Annotated in this window: 16 protein-coding genes; 10 read left to right on the forward strand and 6 right to left on the reverse strand. The window is 65.7% G+C overall.

All coding sequences use genetic code 11. The features are described from left to right. Positions 1 to 8: 8 nt before the first annotated feature. Positions 9 to 659 (forward strand): SCO family protein, encoded by a 651-nt coding sequence (locus DGN21_RS12685; RefSeq protein ID WP_054592520.1) that lies wholly within the window; start codon positions 9 to 11, stop codon positions 657 to 659. After that, entirely contained in the window at positions 656 to 1504 is an 849-nt protein-coding gene (gene asd, locus DGN21_RS12690; RefSeq protein ID WP_047130712.1) for an archaetidylserine decarboxylase, read from the forward strand. The genes DGN21_RS12685 and asd overlap by 4 nt, the downstream gene beginning before the upstream one ends. Positions 1505 to 2138: 634 nt before the next feature. Here asd and DGN21_RS12695 read toward each other — a convergent pair. After that, positions 2139 to 3722, reverse strand: coding sequence for a transglycosylase SLT domain-containing protein (locus DGN21_RS12695; RefSeq protein ID WP_024939546.1), 1584 nt, complete (start codon positions 3720 to 3722; stop codon positions 2139 to 2141). A gap of 285 nt (positions 3723 to 4007) precedes the next feature. Between DGN21_RS12695 and DGN21_RS12700 the strand changes: the two genes are divergently transcribed. Beyond that, the gene (locus DGN21_RS12700) at positions 4008 to 5513 is read left to right on the forward strand and encodes a helicase HerA-like domain-containing protein (RefSeq protein WP_126965959.1); all 1506 of its coding nucleotides are present in this window, start codon (positions 4008 to 4010) and stop codon (positions 5511 to 5513) included. A 51-nt stretch (positions 5514 to 5564) separates the two neighbouring features. Here DGN21_RS12700 and nudK read toward each other — a convergent pair whose 3' ends face one another. Then, positions 5565 to 6185, reverse strand: coding sequence for a GDP-mannose pyrophosphatase NudK (gene nudK, locus DGN21_RS12705; RefSeq protein ID WP_126965958.1), 621 nt, complete (start codon positions 6183 to 6185; stop codon positions 5565 to 5567). Positions 6186 to 6541: 356 nt separating this feature from the next. On the opposite strand from nudK, the gene DGN21_RS12710 reads away from it, so the two are divergent. Further along, complete coding sequence (locus DGN21_RS12710) at positions 6542 to 7816, forward strand: DUF4013 domain-containing protein (protein ID WP_160954460.1); 1275 nt, start codon at positions 6542 to 6544, stop codon at positions 7814 to 7816. Positions 7817 to 8230: 414 nt separating this feature from the next. On the opposite strand, the gene DGN21_RS12715 is transcribed toward DGN21_RS12710, so the two are convergent. Further along, a complete protein-coding gene (locus DGN21_RS12715) occupies positions 8231 to 9697 on the reverse strand; it encodes a rhomboid family intramembrane serine protease (protein ID WP_160954459.1) in 1467 nt (488 codons plus the stop codon). A gap of 106 nt (positions 9698 to 9803) precedes the next feature. Here DGN21_RS12715 and greB point away from each other — a divergent pair, with 106 nt between their 5' ends. Next, on the forward strand, positions 9804 to 10310 hold the full coding sequence (gene greB, locus DGN21_RS12720) for a transcription elongation factor GreB (protein ID WP_024939541.1): 507 nt from the start codon (positions 9804 to 9806) through the stop codon (positions 10308 to 10310). Between the two features lie 125 nt (positions 10311 to 10435). Here greB and rimO read toward each other — a convergent pair whose 3' ends face one another. After that, positions 10436 to 11809 (reverse strand): 30S ribosomal protein S12 methylthiotransferase RimO, encoded by a 1374-nt coding sequence (rimO, locus tag DGN21_RS12725; protein ID WP_126965957.1) that lies wholly within the window; start codon positions 11807 to 11809, stop codon positions 10436 to 10438. Positions 11810 to 11989: 180 nt separating this feature from the next. Here rimO and DGN21_RS12730 point away from each other — a divergent pair, with 180 nt between their 5' ends. The 4 genes from DGN21_RS12730 (at position 11990) to DGN21_RS12745 (ending at position 13939) form a co-directional block, all read left to right on the forward strand. Continuing rightward, positions 11990 to 12652 carry a dienelactone hydrolase family protein gene (locus tag DGN21_RS12730; protein WP_016905084.1) on the forward strand — a complete coding sequence of 221 codons (663 nt, stop codon included), beginning with the start codon at positions 11990 to 11992 and terminating at the stop codon, positions 12650 to 12652. Beyond that, positions 12649 to 13086 carry an HIT family protein gene (locus tag DGN21_RS12735; protein WP_054592514.1) on the forward strand — a complete coding sequence of 146 codons (438 nt, stop codon included), beginning with the start codon at positions 12649 to 12651 and terminating at the stop codon, positions 13084 to 13086. The genes DGN21_RS12730 and DGN21_RS12735 overlap by 4 nt, the downstream gene beginning before the upstream one ends. Before the next feature lie 27 nt (positions 13087 to 13113). Continuing rightward, positions 13114 to 13281, forward strand: a complete 168-nt coding sequence (locus DGN21_RS12740) for a DUF5668 domain-containing protein (protein ID WP_006452352.1) — start codon at positions 13114 to 13116, stop codon at positions 13279 to 13281. Between the two features lie 472 nt (positions 13282 to 13753). Further along, on the forward strand, positions 13754 to 13939 hold the full coding sequence (locus tag DGN21_RS12745) for a DUF5668 domain-containing protein (RefSeq protein WP_055827658.1): 186 nt from the start codon (positions 13754 to 13756) through the stop codon (positions 13937 to 13939). 22 nt (positions 13940 to 13961) lie between these two features. Here the strand turns inward: DGN21_RS12745 and dcd are convergent, their stop codons facing one another. Together dcd and apbC are read right to left on the reverse strand one after the other, a co-directional pair. Continuing rightward, positions 13962 to 14531 (reverse strand): dCTP deaminase, encoded by a 570-nt coding sequence (gene dcd / locus DGN21_RS12750; RefSeq protein ID WP_010366727.1) that lies wholly within the window; start codon positions 14529 to 14531, stop codon positions 13962 to 13964. Between the two features lie 96 nt (positions 14532 to 14627). Continuing rightward, the gene (gene apbC / locus DGN21_RS12755; protein ID WP_024939536.1) at positions 14628 to 15479 is read right to left on the reverse strand and encodes an iron-sulfur cluster carrier protein ApbC; all 852 of its coding nucleotides are present in this window, start codon (positions 15477 to 15479) and stop codon (positions 14628 to 14630) included. Positions 15480 to 15818: 339 nt separating this feature from the next. On the opposite strand from apbC, the gene DGN21_RS12760 reads away from it, so the two are divergent. Further along, on the forward strand, positions 15819 to 18809 hold the full coding sequence (locus DGN21_RS12760; protein WP_126965956.1) for a TonB-dependent receptor: 2991 nt from the start codon (positions 15819 to 15821) through the stop codon (positions 18807 to 18809). The last annotated feature ends 216 nt before the right edge of the window (positions 18810 to 19025 follow it).

The raw sequence follows: 19025 nt of genomic DNA on the forward strand, positions 1-19025 counted from the left end.
AAACCGCCATGTTCAATCGCAATACCGGCATCGTGCTGCTGGTGGCGCTGGCCGCCGGCCTGGGGCTGTTGCTGGGCCAGAAGTTTCTTGGCGCCGCGCCCAGCTCGCCCTGGCCGCCCACCCGCACCATCACCTTTTATCCGCAGCCACGCACGCTGCCGCAGTTCAGCCTGCGCCAGTCCGATGGCACCCAGCTGGTACCCGGTGAGCTGCAGGGACATTGGACGCTGGTGTTCCTGGGCTTCACCTTCTGCCCGGACGTCTGCCCGACCACGCTGACCGATCTGGCGGTGGCGCAGCAGCAGTGGGAAAGCATCCCCGATGGCCTGCGCCCGCGCGTGCTGTTCGTGTCGGTAGACCCGCAGCGCGACCCGCCGGCGCGCCTGGGCGAATATGCGCATGCCTTCCACAAGGACACCCTGGCCGCCACCGCCGAGGTGCCGGCGCTGCAGCGCTTCGCCACCGCGCTGGGCTTCGTGTTCCAGAAAGTGCCGGGCAAGGGCTTTGCGGACAATCCCAACGACTACAGCATGGATCACTCGGCCGGCATCGCCGTACTCGACCCGCAGGGCCGCCTGGCCGGGCTGATCCGTCCCCCGCTCGACCCCAAGGCGATCGCCGCCGACCTCCAGCAACTGACCAAGGTAACCGCTCCGTGAGTCTCGTCACTTCCCTGACCTACGTGCTGCCGCACCGGTTGCTGTCCTCGCTGGCGCGTGCGCTGGCCTATTCCGATACGCCGTCCACCAAGCAGTGGTTGATCGACACGGTCACGCGCAAGTTCGGCGTGGACCTGGGCGAGGCACTGGAACCGGACCCGCGCGCCTATCCCACCTTCAATGCATTCTTCACCCGCGCCTTGAAGCCGGGCGCACGCGTGCCCGACGCCGATCCTGCGGCGCTGCTGATGCCCGCCGACGGGCGCATCAGCCAGCTCGGCCCGATCGAGAACGGCCGCATTTTCCAGGCCAAGGGGCAGTCGTTCACTGCCGCCGAATTGCTCGGCGACGCCGAAGCGGCGTTGCCGTTCAACGACGGCCTGTTCGCCACCGTCTACCTCTCGCCCAAGGACTACCACCGCGTGCATATGCCGTGGACCGGCACCCTGCGCGAGACTGTGCACGTACCCGGCCGCTTGTTCAGCGTCGGCCCGGATGCGGTGCGCAATGTGCCGCGGCTGTTCGCACGCAACGAGCGCCTGGTCTGCCACTTCGACACCGACTTCGGCCCGATGGTCTCGGTGATGGTGGGTGCGCTGCTGGTGTCGGGCGTGGAAACGGTGTGGAGCGGCGTGGAGATCCCGCGCTACGGCGACCGCATCACGCGCAAGGACTATCGCGGCAAGGGCATCGTGCTGGAGAAGTTTGCGGAGATGGCGCGCTTCAATTACGGCTCGACCGTGATCGTGCTGCTGCCGCCCGGTGTCGCAAAGCTCGATGGCGGACTTGCCGCGGAGACATCGGTGCGCCTGGGACAGGCGCTCGCCCGTCGCCAGGTGGGCTGATCACCGCCGCGCGCCTGCGCTGTTCGCTTCGGTAATGCAACAGCGACGCCCTCGTAGCAGCGGGCCTGACCGCGACAGGCCTTCTCGACGACGTTCAATGCGCAGGCGCATGTCGCACCCCCAGTCTTCGATGTAGAGCGTTCTCGCCTGCGTTGGAACTACCCGGACTGGTTCGTCGCGGCCAGGTCCGCTCCTACCACGGCGCAGCCCGGCGCAGTGCCCCGATGCGGTACGCCTGCCTGCGCTGGCCGACGATCTCCGCTGATCAATTCGATGGCCTACTCCGATGCAGGAGCATGGGTCTGCGACGAAAACGCCGCCGCGACGGTGTCATCGCCGCCAGACCAGCTCGCTACAAGACCGATGCCCAGTCAGGCTTCCAACAAGACGATGCGGGTGTAGGAGCGGGCCCGACCGCGACGTGGCATGCGCAGTGAGGCTGGGGGCGCTTGGGCCTTTCTGACTCCAGCCCCGATTCGGAACTGCCTTGCCTGTGCCGGAACTACCCGGACTGCTTCGTCGCGGCCAGGTCCGCTCCTACGGGGCGGCCTACCGCTTCTAACGGAGCGCGGCCCGGCGCAGCTCTCTTAGCAGCTGGCCGATGCTCTAACCCACGCGGTACTGCAAGCGCTGCTCAGCGATCGCAGCCGGCCAGCTTGATGCTCTGCCCTGGCTTGAGCGCATACGACGGCGCCTTCAGGCCATTGGCCTTGGCCAGCTCCTTGATCTCGCACTGGTACTTCTGCGCGACGCGGCCGAGCGTGTCGCCCCTGGCGATGGTGTAGCTGCGCGCCTGCTTGGCCTTGGGCTTGGCGATCGCCGGCTGGCCGGTAGCCACGGTGGTCGGCACACCGGCCATCGGGCTGACATCGCCCACCGCCACGCTGGGCACGTACTCGGGGGCGCTGCTGCTGCGCACGATCGCGCTGTTGAGATCGGCGGTGATCAGCGTGCGTGCCAGGTCCGCGCGCGGGCCATTCACGCAGTAGCGCGTGTACAGGCTGACGATGCGGTTGGTGGCGTTGATGACGGTGCCGGCCGGGATCCAGCCATCGGATTCATAGCGCGGGTTGAGGTTGCGCAACGCACGCATGTAACCGTCGCGCGTGCCCATGCTGCCCAGGCAGATGGTGAGTTCGTAGATGGTGGTCGACTTGGCCAGCTTCAGCGTGGCCGGCTGCGCGTCGAGTTTGGCGAAGTCCACACCGTACTGGCGCGGGTGCAGGAAGATCCACGCCGCGGCGATCACCATCGGCACGTAGTCCTTGGTTTCGGCCGGAAACTGGTTGTAGACATCCTGCTCCCAGAACCCGCGCCCGCCGCTCTGCGAGAACACGCGCGCAGCACGGCCTTCGCCGCCGTTGTAGGCGGCCAGCGCCAGTTCGATGTTGCGGTTGAGCCCGGCCATGCGCTCGTTGAGGTAGGCGGCGCTGGCTTCGGCGGCGCTGCGTGCATCGAAGCGCGTGTCGAAGCCGGTGCCGTCCGGGCCCAGCCCGAAACGGCGCCCGGTGGCCGGCATGAACTGCATCAACCCGGCCGCGCCGGCACGCGAGCTGGCGTGCACCTTGCCGTTGGATTCCTTGGCCATGATGCCGAACAGCAGTGCCTCGGGCAGGCCGCGCTTCTGCCATTCCGGCCACATCACCCCGCGCAGGTTGCTGTAGTTCTCGTAGCTGGTCAGCAGCGCCGGGCGCATGTCGGTCAGCCAGCGGCGGATGCCGGCCTGCACCGCCGGGTTGTACTGCACCATCTTGTCGAAATCGTGGCGCTGGTCGTTGAGCAGCGTGGCGGCACGCGCCGCCTCGGGCACGCCGTTCGCCGCCGGGCCGAGGTGGTCCGGGTCGGCCTGCAGCAGGGTGTCGTCGTCCTGCGGATCTTCGGCGGCCGGCGCTTCGGCATCGGCGCGCGCCTTCAGCAGGCGTTTGTAGGTGGCCAGCTGATTGGCGACCAGGCAGCCGCGCTGCTTGATGCAGGCGTCGATGACATCTTCCATGTCCTCCAGCGCGGCATCGCCTTCGGCGGTGCCCTTGGGGTCGGAGTTGTTCACCAGCACCAGCGCATCGCGATAACGCTTTTCGGCGGCGGCCATGCGGGCATCGAGCACGGCGGCCTTCTCCGTATCGCGTTTGGAAATGGCGTGGGCAGCGGGGACGACAGACATCAGCGCCACCACGACCAGAACCGGCCATGGGCGCAAACCAAAATGAGCGAGCGGCATCGTAGGCAGTACAGCGGAAAGGCAGGCAGGGTAGCCGCCGGGGCGACACCGGGGCAAGGCGGCGGGGCCGGCAGGGTCAGTGGGCCGTTAGCTTGGCAGTGGCGCAGCGGGCCTGGAATGCCTGGGCAAACGGCGGCAAGCGGCTGGCACACCGGCTGCGTCATTGCACCGCCTGTCGGCCGCCGGCAGCCGGACAGCACGGTCGAAATCCGGGGTCAAGCGCCCGCCAGGTTTGTCCGGCCGGATTGCCCGCTAGAATCCGGCGTTTCCCACCGGATCTGCGCTATGGCCTCGTTCCTGCTCGGCAAAGGCGTCACCGACGACATCCCGGTCGTGCTGGAAGGGCGCTTCGGCAATCGCCACGGACTGGTGGCCGGCGCCACCGGCACCGGCAAGACCGTGACCTTGATGACCCTGGCCGAAGGCTTCTCGCGCATGGGTGTCCCGGTGTTCCTGGCCGACGTGAAAGGCGATGTCGCCGGACTGGCAGTGGCAGGCGACGGCGCCGCCGGCGTGCTGCAGCGCGCCACGGAGATCGGCATCACCGACTACGCGCCGGCCGCCAGCCCGGTGGTGTTCTGGGATCTGTACGGCCAGCTCGGCCACCCGGTGCGCACCACCGTCAGCGAGATGGGCCCTGCCCTGCTGGCGCGCATTCTGGAACTCAACGACACCCAGTCCGGCGTGCTCGACATCGTGTTCAAGCTGGCCGACGACCGTGGCCTGCTGTTGCTGGACCTGGACGACCTGCGCGCGCTGCTTGGATTGGTGGTGGAAGAACGCAAGGAGCTGTCCACCAGTTACGGGCTGGTCTCCAGCCAGTCGGTGGCCGCGATCCAGCGCGCCCTGCTGCGGCTGGCGCAGGACGGTGGCGAGCACTTCTTCGGCGAGCCGGCGCTGGAGCTGGCCGACCTGATGCGCGTGTCTGCGGACGGCCGTGGCGTGATCGGCATCCTGGCGGCCAATCAACTGGTGCTCAAGCCGAAGCTGTATTCCACCTTCCTGCTGTGGCTGCTTTCGGAACTGTTCGAGCGTCTGCCCGAGGTGGGCGACCTGGAACACCCCAAGCTGGTGTTCGTCTTCGACGAAGCGCATTTGCTGTTCGACGATGCGCCGGCTGCGCTGGTGCAGCGGATCGAGCAGGTGGTCCGGCTGATCCGCTCCAAGGGCGTGGGCGTGTATTTCTGCTCGCAGTTTCCCGACGACATTCCGGACAACATCCTCGGCCAGCTCGGCAACCGCGTGCAGCATGCCCTGCGCGCGTTCACCCCGCGCGACCAGAAGGCGGTCAAGACCGCGGCGCAGACCTTCGTGGCCAATCCCAAGCTCGATGTGGCCACGGCGATCTCCAGCCTGGGCACCGGCGAGGCGCTGGTGTCGCCGCTGCAAGGCAAGGGCGTGCCGGCACCGGTGCAGCAAACGCTCATCGCCCCGCCGCGCTGCCGCATGGGCGCCATCAGCGAGACCGAACGCGCGCAGGTGCGCGCGGCCAGCCCGGTCGGCACCCGCTACGACACCGCGATCAACCGCGAATCGGCTGCCGAGCTGCTGGCGTGCCGCGTCGAACAGGTCGCCGAACACAACGCCGCACCGCCGGCACGCACCCGCGAGGACGAGGAAACGCAGGACAGCGGTTTCGGAAAAGCCGTCAAGGATGCCGTGTTCGGCACCGGCCGCCGTCAGGGCATGCTGGAAACGATGGCAAAGCAGACCTCGCGCACCATCGGCAGCAAGATCGGCCAGCAGATCGTGCGCGGCATCTTCGGCAGCATTTTTGGTGGGAAGCGTTGATCAGCTTGACCGCCGCTGACACGTCTCGATGACACCGTCGCCCCTGAAGGGCTACCGCGTGTTGGCGTGGACGGACCCCAACACACCATGCAACTTGGCGTACTGCAACAGCATGATGGTCTTGGCATCGGCGATTTCGCCCGAGCCGATCATCGCCAGCGCTGCATCCAATGACAGTTCCAGCACCTCGATCTCTTCGCCGTCTTCTTCAAGCCCACCGCCCTCGCTGACCTTGTCGCCGTCGAAGTATTCGCCAACGAAGAAATACAGACGCTCGGTCACCGAACCCGGGCTCATGAAGGCCTCGAACACCTTGCGCACGTTGTCGATGCGGTAGCCGGTTTCTTCTTCGGTTTCCTTGCGAATGCAGGTCAGCGCATCGTCCCGGTCGAGCAGGCCGGCGCAGGCTTCGATCAGCATGCCGTCGGGATTGCCGTTGAGCAGCGTGGGCAGGCGGAACTGGCGGGTGAGCATCACGGTCTGCTTGGCGCGGCTATACAGCAGGATGGTGGCGCCATTGCCACGATCGTAGGCCTCGCGTGACAGGGTCTGCCAGCGGCCGTCCTTGCGCTGAAAATCGAACGTGACCTTGCGCAGCACATACCAATTGTCCGAGAGCACATCGATGCTGCGAATGCGGACCTGCGGGTTGCCGGTGACAGAAGGATTCAAGCGACACTCCTTGTGATGCGAGCGACGGCAATGCCAGGGGCGCGGCGCGCCCGGTCGCTGGTACGGGCCGCGAGATTGCGGCGGGCCATTATTTTACCTATCGCCTCCCCCAGTGCGTCGGACAGATCACGCACGCAACGCATCGGCGGCCTGTCGCTGCGCGTCCGATGCTATCGGACACAGCGAGCTTCGATGCAATGCCGGCACTGATGCACGGCCTGGCCAGCAGTATCCGGACCATGCCCGCGACATGTCCCCGGTCGCTGGCGATCCAGGTTAGTCGGCGTCCCTCCCCCAATTGCGTGACGGCACGCACCACCGCACAATCCGGTCACATCACACGCCTGGGGAGCGTCATGGAAGACCGTTTTCGCGCACGCAAGGTTGCCGCGCAGGCCGCGCCGGCACCGTTCTGGACCCGCATTCCCGCCATTGCCACCTATCCGCTGCGCGGCTCGGCGCTGTACGCATTGATCGCGCTGACGCTGTGCAGCGCGCTGCTGGTGCTGCCCGGCATTCTGAAACTGGTGGTCGCCGGCGTGCTGGGCATGGCGACCTACACCTATGCCTTCGACATCCTGCGCCATACCGCCGACGGGCAAGCCGACGCGCCCCGGCTGGGCTACAACAGCTTCGACAGCGCGGTGCTGCGGCTGGTCCTGCTGGCGTTTGCGCTGGGCATCGTCATTGGTGCGGCGGGCGTGCTGGCGGGCAAGCCTGGCCTGACCATCGCCTATCTGGCAGTCCAGCTGCTGCTGCCGGGCATGATGATTGCGCTGGCCATCGATGGCAGCCTGCGCCGCGCCCTCAATCCGGCCGTGTCGATCGACATGGCAATGCGCATCGGCTGGCCGTACCTGGCTGCATACGGTTTGCTGTATGTGATCCAGGGCAGCGCCACTGCGGCGATCTTCATTGCGGTGAAGTATCTGCCGCCGATCGTGCGCGAGGCGACGATGGTGATCGCCTCGATCTGGAGCCTGTTCGCCAGCTTCCACCTGATGGGGTATCTGGTCTACCAGTACCACGAAGACCTCGGCTACGTGCCCAGCGGCGATGCTGCGTTCGAGCGCGAAGACCCGGATCAACGCCTGCTCGACGAAGCCGAACAATATCTGCGCGACGGACATTCCGACGAGGCATTCCAGGCGCTGCGCGGGGCGGTACGTTCGCGTGCGGTAAGCCTGGCGGTGCACGAGCTGTATCAGCGCCTGCTGCGTCAACACCATCGCAACGACGAACTGCGCGAGCACACCCGCCAGTACATCAACCGCCTGCTGCAGGAAAAACAGGAGCGTCGCGCGCTCGCATTGCAGCGCGAAGCGCTGGACGGCGACTCCACGTTTACCCCGCTGACGCCAGAGCACGCCACCTTGCTGGCCGAGCGCGCAAAGATGGCCGGGCAATTCCAGCTGGCGACCGACGGCCTGCTTGCGGCAGTCGCCGCATGGCCGCGCGACCGGATGATGCCGGCCTGGTCGCTGGATGCCGGCCTACTGTTGGGCGAACGGTTCGGCCGCGATGAGCAGGCGCGCGCAGTGCTGCAAAACGCACTGGCTCAATGCGACGACGATGCACTACGCGCGAAGCTGGAAGCCGCGCTGAAAGCGGTGGCGATTCAACCAGCTTGAGCAGCCAACAAAACTTTCTAAGGCGCAGATCAGATGCTCCACCATCGGTCCGTCGCGCGACGTGTACTGCTCGCAACCCTACATACCGACCATCTCGACTGGTCCTTGCCCGCTCACCGTCGCGGGACCTTACGCGGCATGGATGCCGCGTAAGAGCCTACAAGGACGTACTCGCGGCGTGTCCTGCGATGGTGGGCGGGCAAGGGCCCTGCAGCCACACCGCAGATCAACCGCTCTGCAATTGATCCATCCGCGCTAGACAATTCTGCTCGAGGCAGAAGAAACAACAGCAACCCGGACCTCGCGTAGCAGTGTCTTTCAAGTCCAGTCGAACGCCAGATCAAAAGCTCCGGTGAGTCGAGTGTACGGTGCCCTCACCGCTTGCGTTGGCAACACGGATCAAGCAGAAACCACTCATCCGTTCTCGAGCAAAAAGCGCGCCTTGCTGGCCTGTGCCTGCTCGGGGAACTGCTCCAGCAGCTGACGCAGCAAGCGCGCACGCTGCGCGCCGTCCTGCAGCTCGCCGTGTCGCAGGGCCAGTACGAACCAGTGGTGCGCCAGCTCGGCGCGCGGCATCCCCGACTCGCCTTCCTTCAACAGACGTTCGGCATCGGCCAACAATCCCGTGCGCAGGCATGCGCCGATCAGTGCCATGCGTGCCGATGGCGCGTACCCAATCCCGGCCTTGCCCAGTTCGGCAGCGACTGTCAGCTGGATGCGCGTCTGCTCGGCGTGGTGCGTGTGCAGCTGCAACAGCGTTTGCGCGTGTTGCAGGCTGTCCTGGTTGCGGCCGGCATTGCGCGCGGTGCGGTAGCGCGCCAGCGCCACGTCCAGGTTATGCGGCTGCTCGCTGGCCAGCTCCGCCAACAGGCGCTCGGCTTCCACGTTCTCCATGCGTCCCAGGTGCCGCTGCGCGCGCTCCCAACGATCGTCCACCAGCACTGCCTCGCTCTCCTGCATGAAGGCCGGGCGCGTGCGCCGCAACAGCACCAGTACGACACCGAGCAGGGCGCCACTGACCAGCCCACCGGCGTGTGCCTCGAAGGCGACACTGCCGTTGTCGCTCCATAGCAGGCTGTACAGCTCCCAGCCCAGCCACAGCGGCAGCAGCAGGATCGCCGGCCCGCGTACGTAATCGAATACCACAAAGAACCAGTAGAAGAAGCGCACCTTGCGCCTGCCCCAGACCACGCAGAACGCGCCCATCAAGGCAGCGATCGCACCGGAGGCGCCCAGGCCGCCGCCCGGCGCGCCCCAGCGCCACCACAGGCTGGCCGCGCTGGCACCGAACCCGCCGAGCAGATACAGCAGCAGGAACCAGCCGCTGCCGATCGCACCTTCCAGCAAGGTGCCCAGCGCCAGCAGAAACAGCATGTTGCCCAGCAAATGATCGAAGCTGCCATGCAGGAAGGTGGCCGTCAGCATCCTCGCAGGTGACCACTCGGAGCTACGCTGCAGATGCCGCAACGTGAACACCTTGGACAGGCGCGCATCGTAGGGCACGCGCAATGTGCGCCATTCGCGCAGACGCTGCTCATCCTTGAACAACGCGCCGCTGCGCAATGCCTCTGTAAAGGCCAGGTCGTGCATCGTCAGCTGCGCCAGATAGGCAAGGCGTTGCCGCGCCGGCACGCTGTCCAGCCTGGCCCGGCGCGCAGCGCGCAACCTGGTGTCGTCGGTCTGCTGCAGATAGCGCTCGTGGGCTTGCGCCTCCACTGCACCGAGGCCCGACTCGACGTAGTAGCGCACCGCGTTTTCGACCAGCGCATCGTCCTTGCGCTGATAGCCCAGGTAGACCACCACATTGACCAACACCAGCAGCAGCGTCACCCAGGGAATGTTCTGGCGCGACCAGGGTTTGTGCAGCGGCATCAGCAACATGACAACGTCCGTGTCCGAGAGAGCGCAAAGCTTCGCCGTGCGACGGCAGATGCGCAAGCCGGCCATGCGCGCTAGCATCGCGGCCCCGCTGTCCGATACACCGCCCATGAGCCGCTGGCGCCCGCCCGCCGAAAAAAGCACCGCACTGATCACGCCCGACGGCCACGCCCGGCTCAAGGCCGAGCTGGAAGAGCTGTGGCGCGTGCGTCGGCCGGAGGTGGTGCGTGCGCTGGCCGCCGCAGCGGCAGAGGGCGACCGCTCGGAGAACGCGGAGTACACCTATCGCAAGAAGCAGCTGGGCGAGATCGACCGCCGCGTGCGTTATCTGAGCAAACGGCTGGAAGCGCTGCGTGTGGTGGATACCGCACCGACCGATCCGCGCGCGGTATTCTTCGGCGCACAGGTCGAATTGGAGGACGCCGACAGCGGCGAGCTGCTGCACTACCGCATTGTCGGCCCGGACGAAACCGACGCCGGACGCGGCTGGATCAGCATCGACTCGCCCTTGGCGCGCGCGCTGCTGAAAAAACGCGTGGACGACGAGTTCGAAGCGCAGTTGCCGTCGGGCAAGCACACCTTCGTGGTGGTGTCGGTGGATTACGCTACCCAGTAGGCGAGTGACCACACTCTGCTGACCTGCGTGTAGGAGCGCACTTGTGCGCGATGGGGCGTTATCGATCAGGCCTCATCGCGCGCAAGCGCGCTCCTACGGACAGATGTGCAAGGACCAGCGTCCAGTTACACCATCTGCAGATTCAACGGACGTCCCTGCTGGATTGCGACATTGGCCGGCAATGCATCGCCGAACAGATCGTGCTCGTCACTGTCGGTGATTTCCACATCGACCAGGTCGCCGACCTTCAAGCCGCGCTCGCCGCCATTCTGGATATGCACCAGGCCGTCGATTTCCGGTGCGTCCGCGCGTGAGCGCGCCACCGCGATATCGTCTTCGATCAGGTCGACCAGGCATTGCTGCACGCTGCCAATCTTGGCCTCCAGCCGCGCGGCGGAAATCTCCGCTTGCCTGGCCATGAAGCGCGCCAGACGCTCCTGCTTGAGCTCTTCCGGCACCGGATCCGGCAACGCGTTGGCGCTGGCACCCTCCACCGGCGAATACGCAAACGCGCCGACGCGATCGAGCTGGGCCTGGTCCAGGAAGTCGAGCATGGATTCGAATTCGGCATCGGTTTCGCCGGGGAAGCCGACGATGAAGGTGGAGCGCACCGTGATCTCCGGGCACATCGCCTTCCAGCACTGCACGCGCTCGAGGGTTTTTTCCACCGCACCGGGCCGCTTCATCAGCTTGAGAATGCGCGGGCTGGCGTGCTGGAACGGAATGTCCAGGTACGGCAGCAGCTTGCCTTCGGCCATCAGCGGAATCACATCGTCCACGTGTGGGTACGGATACACGTAGTGCAGCCGCGTCCACACGCCCAGCTCCGACAGGCCTTCGCACAGCGCCTTCATGCGGGTCTGGTACATGCGATCGCGCCACGGGCGCTCGGCATATTTCAGGTCCACGCCGTAGGCCGAGGTGTCCTGCGAGACCACCAGCAATTCCTTGACCCCGCCACGGACCAGGCGTTCGGCTTCGCGCAGCACTTCATCGACCGGACGCGAGGCCAGATCGCCGCGCATCGACGGAATGATGCAGAAGCTGCAACGGTGGTTGCAGCCTTCGGAGATCTTCAGGTACGCGTAATGGCGCGGGGTCAGCTTGATGCCGTAGTCGGGCACCAGATCCACGAACGGGTCGTGGCGCGGCGGCAATGCGGCGTGCACCGCCTCCATCACGCTCTGGTAGTCCTGCGGGCCGGACACCGCCAGCACCTGCGGATAGGCCTCGCGGATCTGTTCCGGGCGCTTGCCCAGGCAGCCGGTGACGATCACCTTGCCGTTGGCGTTCATCGCCTCGCCGATCGCATCCAGCGACTCGGTCACCGCCGAGTCGATGAAGCCGCAGGTGTTGACCACCACCACGTCGGCGGCGTCGTAACTGGGCACGATGTCGTAGCCCTCCACGCGCAGCTGGGTGAGGATGCGTTCGGAGTCGACGAGCGCCTTCGGGCAGCCAAGGCTGACGAAGCCGACTTTGGGGTTCAGCTGGGACATGGAAGCAGGAGCCTGGGAACGGAGCGGCCTGGGGCCTGAGTGGAGCAATTATAGCGGCGCGCGGGCAGCGCTCTGAACCGCGCTGCGGGCGGGCAAGGTCATCTTAGCGAGACCCTCACCTGCAGCGCCGCCGATCCGGTCGATAATGCGCGCCTTCCCCCTACCGCAGCAGGAGTTCCCATGGGTCACTGGACCACGCTCGACACCCCCGACGGCCAGGTCGCCGCCTGGCACGCCACCCCGACCTCCAGCCCGCGCGGCGGCCTGGTGGTGATCCAGGAGATCTTCGGCGTCAACGAACATATCCGCGCGGTGGCCGACGATTACGCCGCACGCGGCTACGAAGTGCTGGCGCCGGCCTTCTTCGACCTGGAAGAGAAGGACGTGCAGCTGCCCTACGACCAGGAAAGCCTGCAGCGCGGCCTGGCACTGGCCAATGCGGTCGGCCTGGAGCGCGCGGTGGAGGTGGTCAAATCCGCCGCCACCCTGCTCGGCCGCGCCGGCAAGGTCGGCACCGTGGGCTATTGCTGGGGCGGCTCGGTGGCGCTGCTGTCGGCGATCCGCCTGGGCCTGCCCTCGGTGAGCTACTACGGCGGCCGCAACACCCAGCTACTGGACGAAACTCCGAAGGCGCCGGTGATGTTCCACTTCGGCGAGCAGGACACCAGCATTCCGCCCGAGGCGATCCAGGCCCACCGCGAGAAGCTGCCGCAGATGGAAACCTTCGTGTATCCGACCGGCCACGCTTTCAACCGCAGCATCGACCCGACCCACTACGACGCAGACAGCGCCGAGCGTGCACTGGAGCGCACCCTGGGCTTTTTTGAAGCGCATCTGGGATGAGCGGGACTGCAGCCGGCATGTCCGAGGCGAGCGGCTTCCAGCTCGATGCGCGGCTGGCCGCAGACAGCGTGTTCGTCGCCGACGGACCGCTGTCGCAGGTGCGGCTGATGGACGACAGCCGCTTCCCGTGGCTGGTGCTGGTGCCGCGGGTCGCCGATGTCAGCGAGTGGATCGATCTGGATGGCGGCCAGCAGCGTCTGTTGCTGGCCGAGATCAATCAGCTCTCGCAGTTGATGCGGGTCGAGCCCGGGGTCGCCAAGCTCAATATCGGCGCGCTGGGCAACATCGTGCGGCAGCTGCACGTGCATCTGGTCGGCCGGCATCCGGGCGATGCGGCCTGGCCTGGCCCGGTCTGGGGCAGCGGCAGCGCGCAGCGCTTCGAGGCCGACGCGCTGCACCAGCATGTCGCTGCGTGGGCGCAGCGGCTACGATAGGCGCCCGTCTAACAACCACCTGTCCGCATGAAATCCAATGTCGTCGCCGCGCTGATCCTGATCCTCGTCGGCCTGCTGTTCCTGGCCAACAACCTGGGCTGGACCAATGTCAGTCTTGGCCGGCTGATCGCCACGTGGTGGCCGGCGGCGTTGGTCGCCTGCGGTGTGGGGATGTTGTTTGGGCGGGGCAAATAGCCGGGAATCGGGATTGGGGAATCGTAAGAGCGCGCTTCTGGCGCTGTTGATTCCCGAACTGTCCGGCCGTAGCTGCTGATCTGTCACTGATTGGATGCGGCAATGCGCCTTGAGGCGCGGCTCTCGCCCGTGTGCATGATGGGCGTTAGCTCCCAAAAATATGGAATGGAGCGATTCCAGCAGTCGATCAGCCCCAGCGCCGGGTCAGAGCGCCGACATCCCTTCTCCCATCGGGAGAAGGTGCCCCGAAGGGCGGACCAGGGGACGCGCGAAGCCTCATGCGCTAGCCGACTGCACCCGTAGAGAGGCAGGACTCCCGTATCCCCGGGACTGCCAGCGAACACGACACGGCCCCCAATACAGCCATGACCTGGCCGACATGACGTTTGTCATCTGCAAGTGTTGACTTCCGGCACCTGATCGGTGGGTGTATTGCGCGCAGCATGGGCGCACACCTACCGAGGACATCGCCATGCACTATCGCCTGATTCCCGCCCTGTTCCTGATCACGCTGGGCACGCTGTTTCTGCTGGACAACCTCGGGCTGGCCCGTATCGACCTGGGCAACCTGGTGTCGACCTGGTGGCCGGCGTTGCTGATCGCCGCCGGCGTGCGCCAACTGCTGCGCTACCGCGAGCGGACCACCGCGACCTGCTGAAGGCCGCGGCTGCTCCACTGCATCAGGTGCGCGGTAGGGTCACGCCGGTCTGGCCTTGGTACTTGCCGCCGCGGTCCTTGTACGAGGTCTCGCAGACTTCGTCGGACTGGAAGAACAGCATCTGCGCCACGCCTTCGTTGGCGTAGATGCGCGCCGGCAGCGGCGTGGTGTTGCTGAATTCAAGCGTGACGTGGCCTTCCCACTCCGGCTCCAGCGGGGTCACGTTGACGATGATGCCGCAGCGCGCATAGGTGCTCTTGCCCAGGCACACCACCAGGGTGTCGCGCGGGATGCGGAAGTATTCCACCGTGCGTGCCAGCGCGAAGCTGTTGGGCGGGATGATGCACACATCCGATTCGATATCGACAAAGCTGCCCGGATCGAAGTGCTTCGGGTCGACGATGGTCGAGTTGATGTTGGTGAAGATCTTGAACTCGCGCGAGCAGCGCACGTCGTACCCGTAGCTGGAAGTGCCGAAGCTGACGATGCGCTGGCCGGCGGCATCGTGCTTGATCTGGCCGGGTTCGAACGGCTCGATCATCGCGTGCTGTTCGGCCATGCGCTTGATCCAGCGGTCGCTCTTGATGCTCATGCGGTGTTCCTTGAAGACGGAAGGCGGCAGGCCGAGCGGCCCGCGCGAAAGGCAGCGAATTCTAGCAAGCGGCCGGCACCAGCGCCGGCCCGCGCGCTACAGCAGCGAAGCCGAAATCGGGATGCTGGCGCGCGGCCGCTTGCCCAGCTCCTCGGACAGGCGCGCGGCAGCGGCCAGATAGGCCTGCGCTGCCGCCGACTCCGGCGCGGCCACCACGATCGGCTGGCCCGCATCGCCCTGCTCGCGGATCGCAATCGCCAGCGGCAACGACCCCAGCAAGGGCACGCCGTACTGGGCGGCCATGCGCTCGCCGCCGCCCTCGCCGAACAGGTGCTCGCGGTGGCCGCACTGGCTGCAGGTGTGCACCGCCATGTTCTCGACGATGCCGAGCACCGGCACCTCGACCTTTTCGAACATCTTCAAGGCCTTGCGCGCATCCAGCGTGGCGATGTCCTGCGGCGTGGTGACGATGACCGCGCCGGCCACCGGGATCTTCTGCGACAAGGTCAGCTGGATGTCGCCGGTGCCTGGCGGCAGGTCGATCAACAGGTAATCCAGGTCGTCCCACAGAGTGTCGTTGAACAGCTGGGTCAGTGCCGAGGTTGCCATCGGCCCGCGCCAGATCATCGGCGTGTCCTGATCGACCAGCAAGCCGATCGACATCGCCTCGATTCCGAACGCGCGCAAGGGCTCGATCGACTTGTTGTCCGGGCTGTCCGGCCGCCCGCTCAGGCCCAGCATCGCCGGCACGCTCGGCCCGTAGATGTCCGCGTCCAGTACGCCGACGCGCGCGCCCTGCTGACGCAAGGCCAACGCCAGATTCACCGCGGTGGTGGACTTGCCCACCCCACCCTTGCCCGAGCCCACCGCGATCACATTGCGGATGCGTGGATGCGGCGCCAGCGCCCCCTGCACCGCGTGCGCGGGGATTCTGCGCTCGCCGCTCATGCGCGTGCGCTCCGGGAGGGGTCGATCACCTTGCTTGAAGCGCGTTGCACCATCGTCGTCATTGCCTGCCTGATTCGTCGTGCGCTGCGAATGCAGCGATGGCTGCGTCGCCAGCCGCAGCGCTGGGAAGACCGTCAGTTTACCGGCTCGGCCACAGGCAGATGCGTTTCAAGCCACCACCGGACACCGGCGCCGCACGCTCACACATGTGTCAAACCGCGGCAAATTTCACAAACGTGGACACATGATTAAGGAATTGTTACGTTTGCAATTCAGTTCAGCCAGCGCTCAGCGAGCACGGCTGTGCCGCAAACTCCCCCGCAAGGAATCTGCAAGCGCATGTCGAGTCGCCTTCTGCAACCCACCCAGCGTCATCGTCTGAGCACCGCGCTGTTTGCCGTGCTGGCCACTTCTGCCGGCCACGCTGCCGCGCAGTCAGAAAACGGGGTCGCACCCGGCACCACCGATCTGGACAAGGTCACTGTCACCGGCTCGCGCATTGCGCGTACCGGCTTCGTCACGCCCTCGCCGGTCACCGCGATCAGTGCCGAGGAAATCCGCGCCACCGGCGCGACCACCATCAGCGACCTGATGGCGCGCATGCCGGCGCTGGCACCGAGCTACACGCTGGGCAATTCCACCCGCTTCATCGGTACCGCCGGGCTGGGCCTGCTCGACCTGCGCGGCATGGGCACCGACCGCACCCTGGTACTGGTCAACGGCCGTCGCCACGTGGGTTCCAGCCCGGGCTCGACTGCGGTGGACGTCAACACGATTCCGGTGGAATGGGTGGAACGCGTCGAAGTCATCACCGGTGGTGCCTCGGCCGTCTACGGTGCCGACGCAGTCGCCGGCGTGGTCAACTTCATCCTCAAGAAGACCTTCACCGGATTCGAGACGCGCGCGCAGACCGGCCTGGCCGATGAGGGCAACTACAACCGCTCCTTCGCCAGCTTCTCGGCAGGCACCGACTTTGCGGACGGCCGCGGCAACATCGCGGTGTCGGGCGAATACAGCAAGCAGGACCGCTTCGGTCGCGGCAACCGCGCCATCGGCCGCGAGTACCTGGTGTCGGTTCAGAACCCCGCGTTCGATCCAAGCCAACCGCCGAGCGAGCGCAATCCGCAGAACGTGCTCAGCGGCCCGGGCGGCAATCATTCCACGTCCTACGGCGGCACCTTCAACCTGGGCACCTTCGATTTCCGCAACCCGGCCAGCTATGGCAACCGCTACCTGTTCAACCAGGACGGCAGCTTCCGCCGCAACCGCTACAACGGCACGGTGGTCAGCAACACCTCGTGCGTGGATTGCGATTTCGTCGATCTGAATGCGGTGGCCGACCTGCAGCCCGGCTTCGATCGCAAGAGCGTCAATACCATGATCAACTTCGAGCTCAGCGAGAACCATCGCCTGTTCTTCGAAGGCAAGTACAGCGAGACCGATTCGGAATTCTTCGGCCAGCCGGCCTTCGACAGTTCGCTGCGCGTGCGTCGCCAGAATCCGTATGTCAGCCCCGAACTCGGCGCGCTGATGGATTCGCGCGGTGCCACGCAGATCCTGATGAACCGCTTCAACGTCGATGCCGGCCGTCGCGGCGAGAACATCGAACGCAAGACCTATCGCGCAGTGCTCGGTGCCGAGGGCAACTTCACCGATAACTGGAGCTACGACGTGTCCGCCAACTACGGCAAGACCACGGTCGACCGCTTGAATCTCAACAACCGCATCAACGAGCGCTGGCAAGCCGGTATCGATGCCGCACGCGATGCCAGCGGCAACATCGTCTGCCGCACTGCGCTGGATCCGAACGCGATCAATCCGCACACCAACCGCGTCTATTCGGCGCTGGCGCGCGAAGGCTGCGTCCCGTTCAGTGTGTTCGGCAATGGCGCGGTGACCCCGGAAGCAGCGGCATGGTTCAACACCACCGCGCGCTCGCAGGCCAAGATCCAGCAGACCGTGTTCAGCGCATCGGTGGCCAACAGCAACCTGCTGTCGCTGCCGGCCGGCGACATCGGATTTGCCGGTGGCGTGGAATACCGCAAGGAGCAGAGCGAGGAAATCACCGATCCGCTGGCGGCCTCGGGCGCGACCTTCCTCAACGCCATCCCCAACAGCGGTGGCGAATATACCGTCAAGGAAGTCTTCGTCGAGAGCACCATTCCGTTGCTTGCCGGCCTGCCGGGCGTGGACCGGTTGGCACTGGATGTGGCAGGACGCTATTCGGACTACGACAGCATCGGCTCGACCAAGACCTGGAACGTGGGCCTGGACTGGACCATCATCCCGTCGCTGCGTCTGCGCGGCACCGTGGCACAGGCAGTGCGTGCGCCCAGCATCGGTGAGCTGTACGACTCGCAGAGCGAAAACTTCGCGACCATCAACGACCCCTGCAACTACCTGCCGACCAACACCAACCGCCCCGGCACCGCAGGCGATGTGGCATTGCGCCAGGCCAACTGCAGTGCGCTGGGCGTGCCGGTGGGCTGGATCGATACCTTCACCTCCACCCGCCCCGGCGTGAGCGGCGGCAACCCGGAACTGAAACCGGAGCGCGCGCGCAGCCTGTCCTATGGCCTGGTGTGGCAGCCGGAGTTCTTCGAGGGCTTCGGCATGTCGATCGACTACTGGCGCATCGACCTGCAGGACGCGATCGGCACCGTGACCGCAGAGACCAATGCCACGCGCTGCGTGGACAACCCGGGCGGCATCAACAACAGCTTCTGCGGCTTCGTGCAGCGCGCCCCGCTGGGTGGATTCACCGACCCGCAGGGCCGCATCTATCCCGAGCACAGCATCATCGGCTGGCAGGCGCTCAACGAAAACCTGTCACGCTCGCGGCGTGTGGGCGTGGATCTGGAAATGGACTACCGCTTCCAGCTCGGCGAAGGCAACACCGTGCTGCGCCTTGTCGGTACGCGCCTGATCCAGTCGCGCGAATGGGTGTTCCAGGACTTCCCGGCAGAGTACGACGAGTACGTGACCTACGTGACCGATCCGCGCTGGCGCGCCCAGTTCCAGACCAAGTACAACTGGAACGAGTGGCGCGCCTCGTGGGACATGAACTATGTGGACGGCAACCTGCGCGTGACGCCGGAAAGCTACAACAGCAATCCGGGCTCGGCCAGTCCGATCAAGAACGGCTCGTACACCTACCACAACGTCCAGTTCGGCTATCAGTTCCCCGGCTCGAAGATCGACGTCTACCTCGGCATCGACAACGCCTTCGACAAGGATCCGCCGCGCAACTACTTCGGCTCGGACTTCACCTCCGCGCTGTACGACAACATCGGCCGGTTCTTCTACCTGGGTACGACTGTCCGGTTCTGAGCGCTGTTGACGATGCATCAAAAAGACCCCCGTTCGACGGGGTCTTTTTTTGACTTCATGTTTCACATGAAACCAGTAACTCCGGACGCGACACTCTCAAGATGAACGTGGCGCCATGTAGCGTTCGGTTAGTCGGCGCAATGTCATGCCGCATCGCGCGCACTGACAAAAATGAATACTCGTGCCGCACACGTCCGCGATTGTTCGCATGCCCTG

Origin of the sequence: Xanthomonas sp. MLO165, from assembly GCF_018831305.1 — a bacterium.
Lineage (GTDB): Bacteria > Pseudomonadota > Gammaproteobacteria > Xanthomonadales > Xanthomonadaceae > Xanthomonas > Xanthomonas arboricola.

What these genes read in the sequence shown, in the direction of transcription:
- DGN21_RS12700 (WP_126965959.1), top strand. Translation starts at nt 4,008, where the DNA reads ATGGCCTCGTTCCTGCTCGGCAAAGGCGTCACCGACGACATCCCGGTC.
- DGN21_RS12745 (WP_055827658.1), top strand. Translation starts at nt 13,754, where the DNA reads ATGCACTATCGCCTGATTCCCGCCCTGTTCCTGATCACGCTGGGCACG.
- DGN21_RS12695 (WP_024939546.1), bottom strand. Translation starts at nt 3,722, where the DNA reads ATGCCGCTCGCTCATTTTGGTTTGCGCCCATGGCCGGTTCTGGTCGTG.
- DGN21_RS12740 (WP_006452352.1), top strand. Translation starts at nt 13,114, where the DNA reads ATGAAATCCAATGTCGTCGCCGCGCTGATCCTGATCCTCGTCGGCCTG.
- DGN21_RS12730 (WP_016905084.1), top strand. Translation starts at nt 11,990, where the DNA reads ATGGGTCACTGGACCACGCTCGACACCCCCGACGGCCAGGTCGCCGCC.
- greB (WP_024939541.1), top strand. Translation starts at nt 9,804, where the DNA reads ATGAGCCGCTGGCGCCCGCCCGCCGAAAAAAGCACCGCACTGATCACG.
- DGN21_RS12735 (WP_054592514.1), top strand. Translation starts at nt 12,649, where the DNA reads ATGAGCGGGACTGCAGCCGGCATGTCCGAGGCGAGCGGCTTCCAGCTC.
- DGN21_RS12710 (WP_160954460.1), top strand. Translation starts at nt 6,542, where the DNA reads ATGGAAGACCGTTTTCGCGCACGCAAGGTTGCCGCGCAGGCCGCGCCG.
- rimO (WP_126965957.1), bottom strand. Translation starts at nt 11,809, where the DNA reads ATGTCCCAGCTGAACCCCAAAGTCGGCTTCGTCAGCCTTGGCTGCCCG.
- apbC (WP_024939536.1), bottom strand. Translation starts at nt 15,479, where the DNA reads ATGAGCGGCGAGCGCAGAATCCCCGCGCACGCGGTGCAGGGGGCGCTG.
- DGN21_RS12685 (WP_054592520.1), top strand. Translation starts at nt 9, where the DNA reads ATGTTCAATCGCAATACCGGCATCGTGCTGCTGGTGGCGCTGGCCGCC.
- dcd (WP_010366727.1), bottom strand. Translation starts at nt 14,531, where the DNA reads ATGAGCATCAAGAGCGACCGCTGGATCAAGCGCATGGCCGAACAGCAC.
- DGN21_RS12760 (WP_126965956.1), top strand. Translation starts at nt 15,819, where the DNA reads ATGTCGAGTCGCCTTCTGCAACCCACCCAGCGTCATCGTCTGAGCACC.
- DGN21_RS12715 (WP_160954459.1), bottom strand. Translation starts at nt 9,697, where the DNA reads ATGTTGCTGATGCCGCTGCACAAACCCTGGTCGCGCCAGAACATTCCC.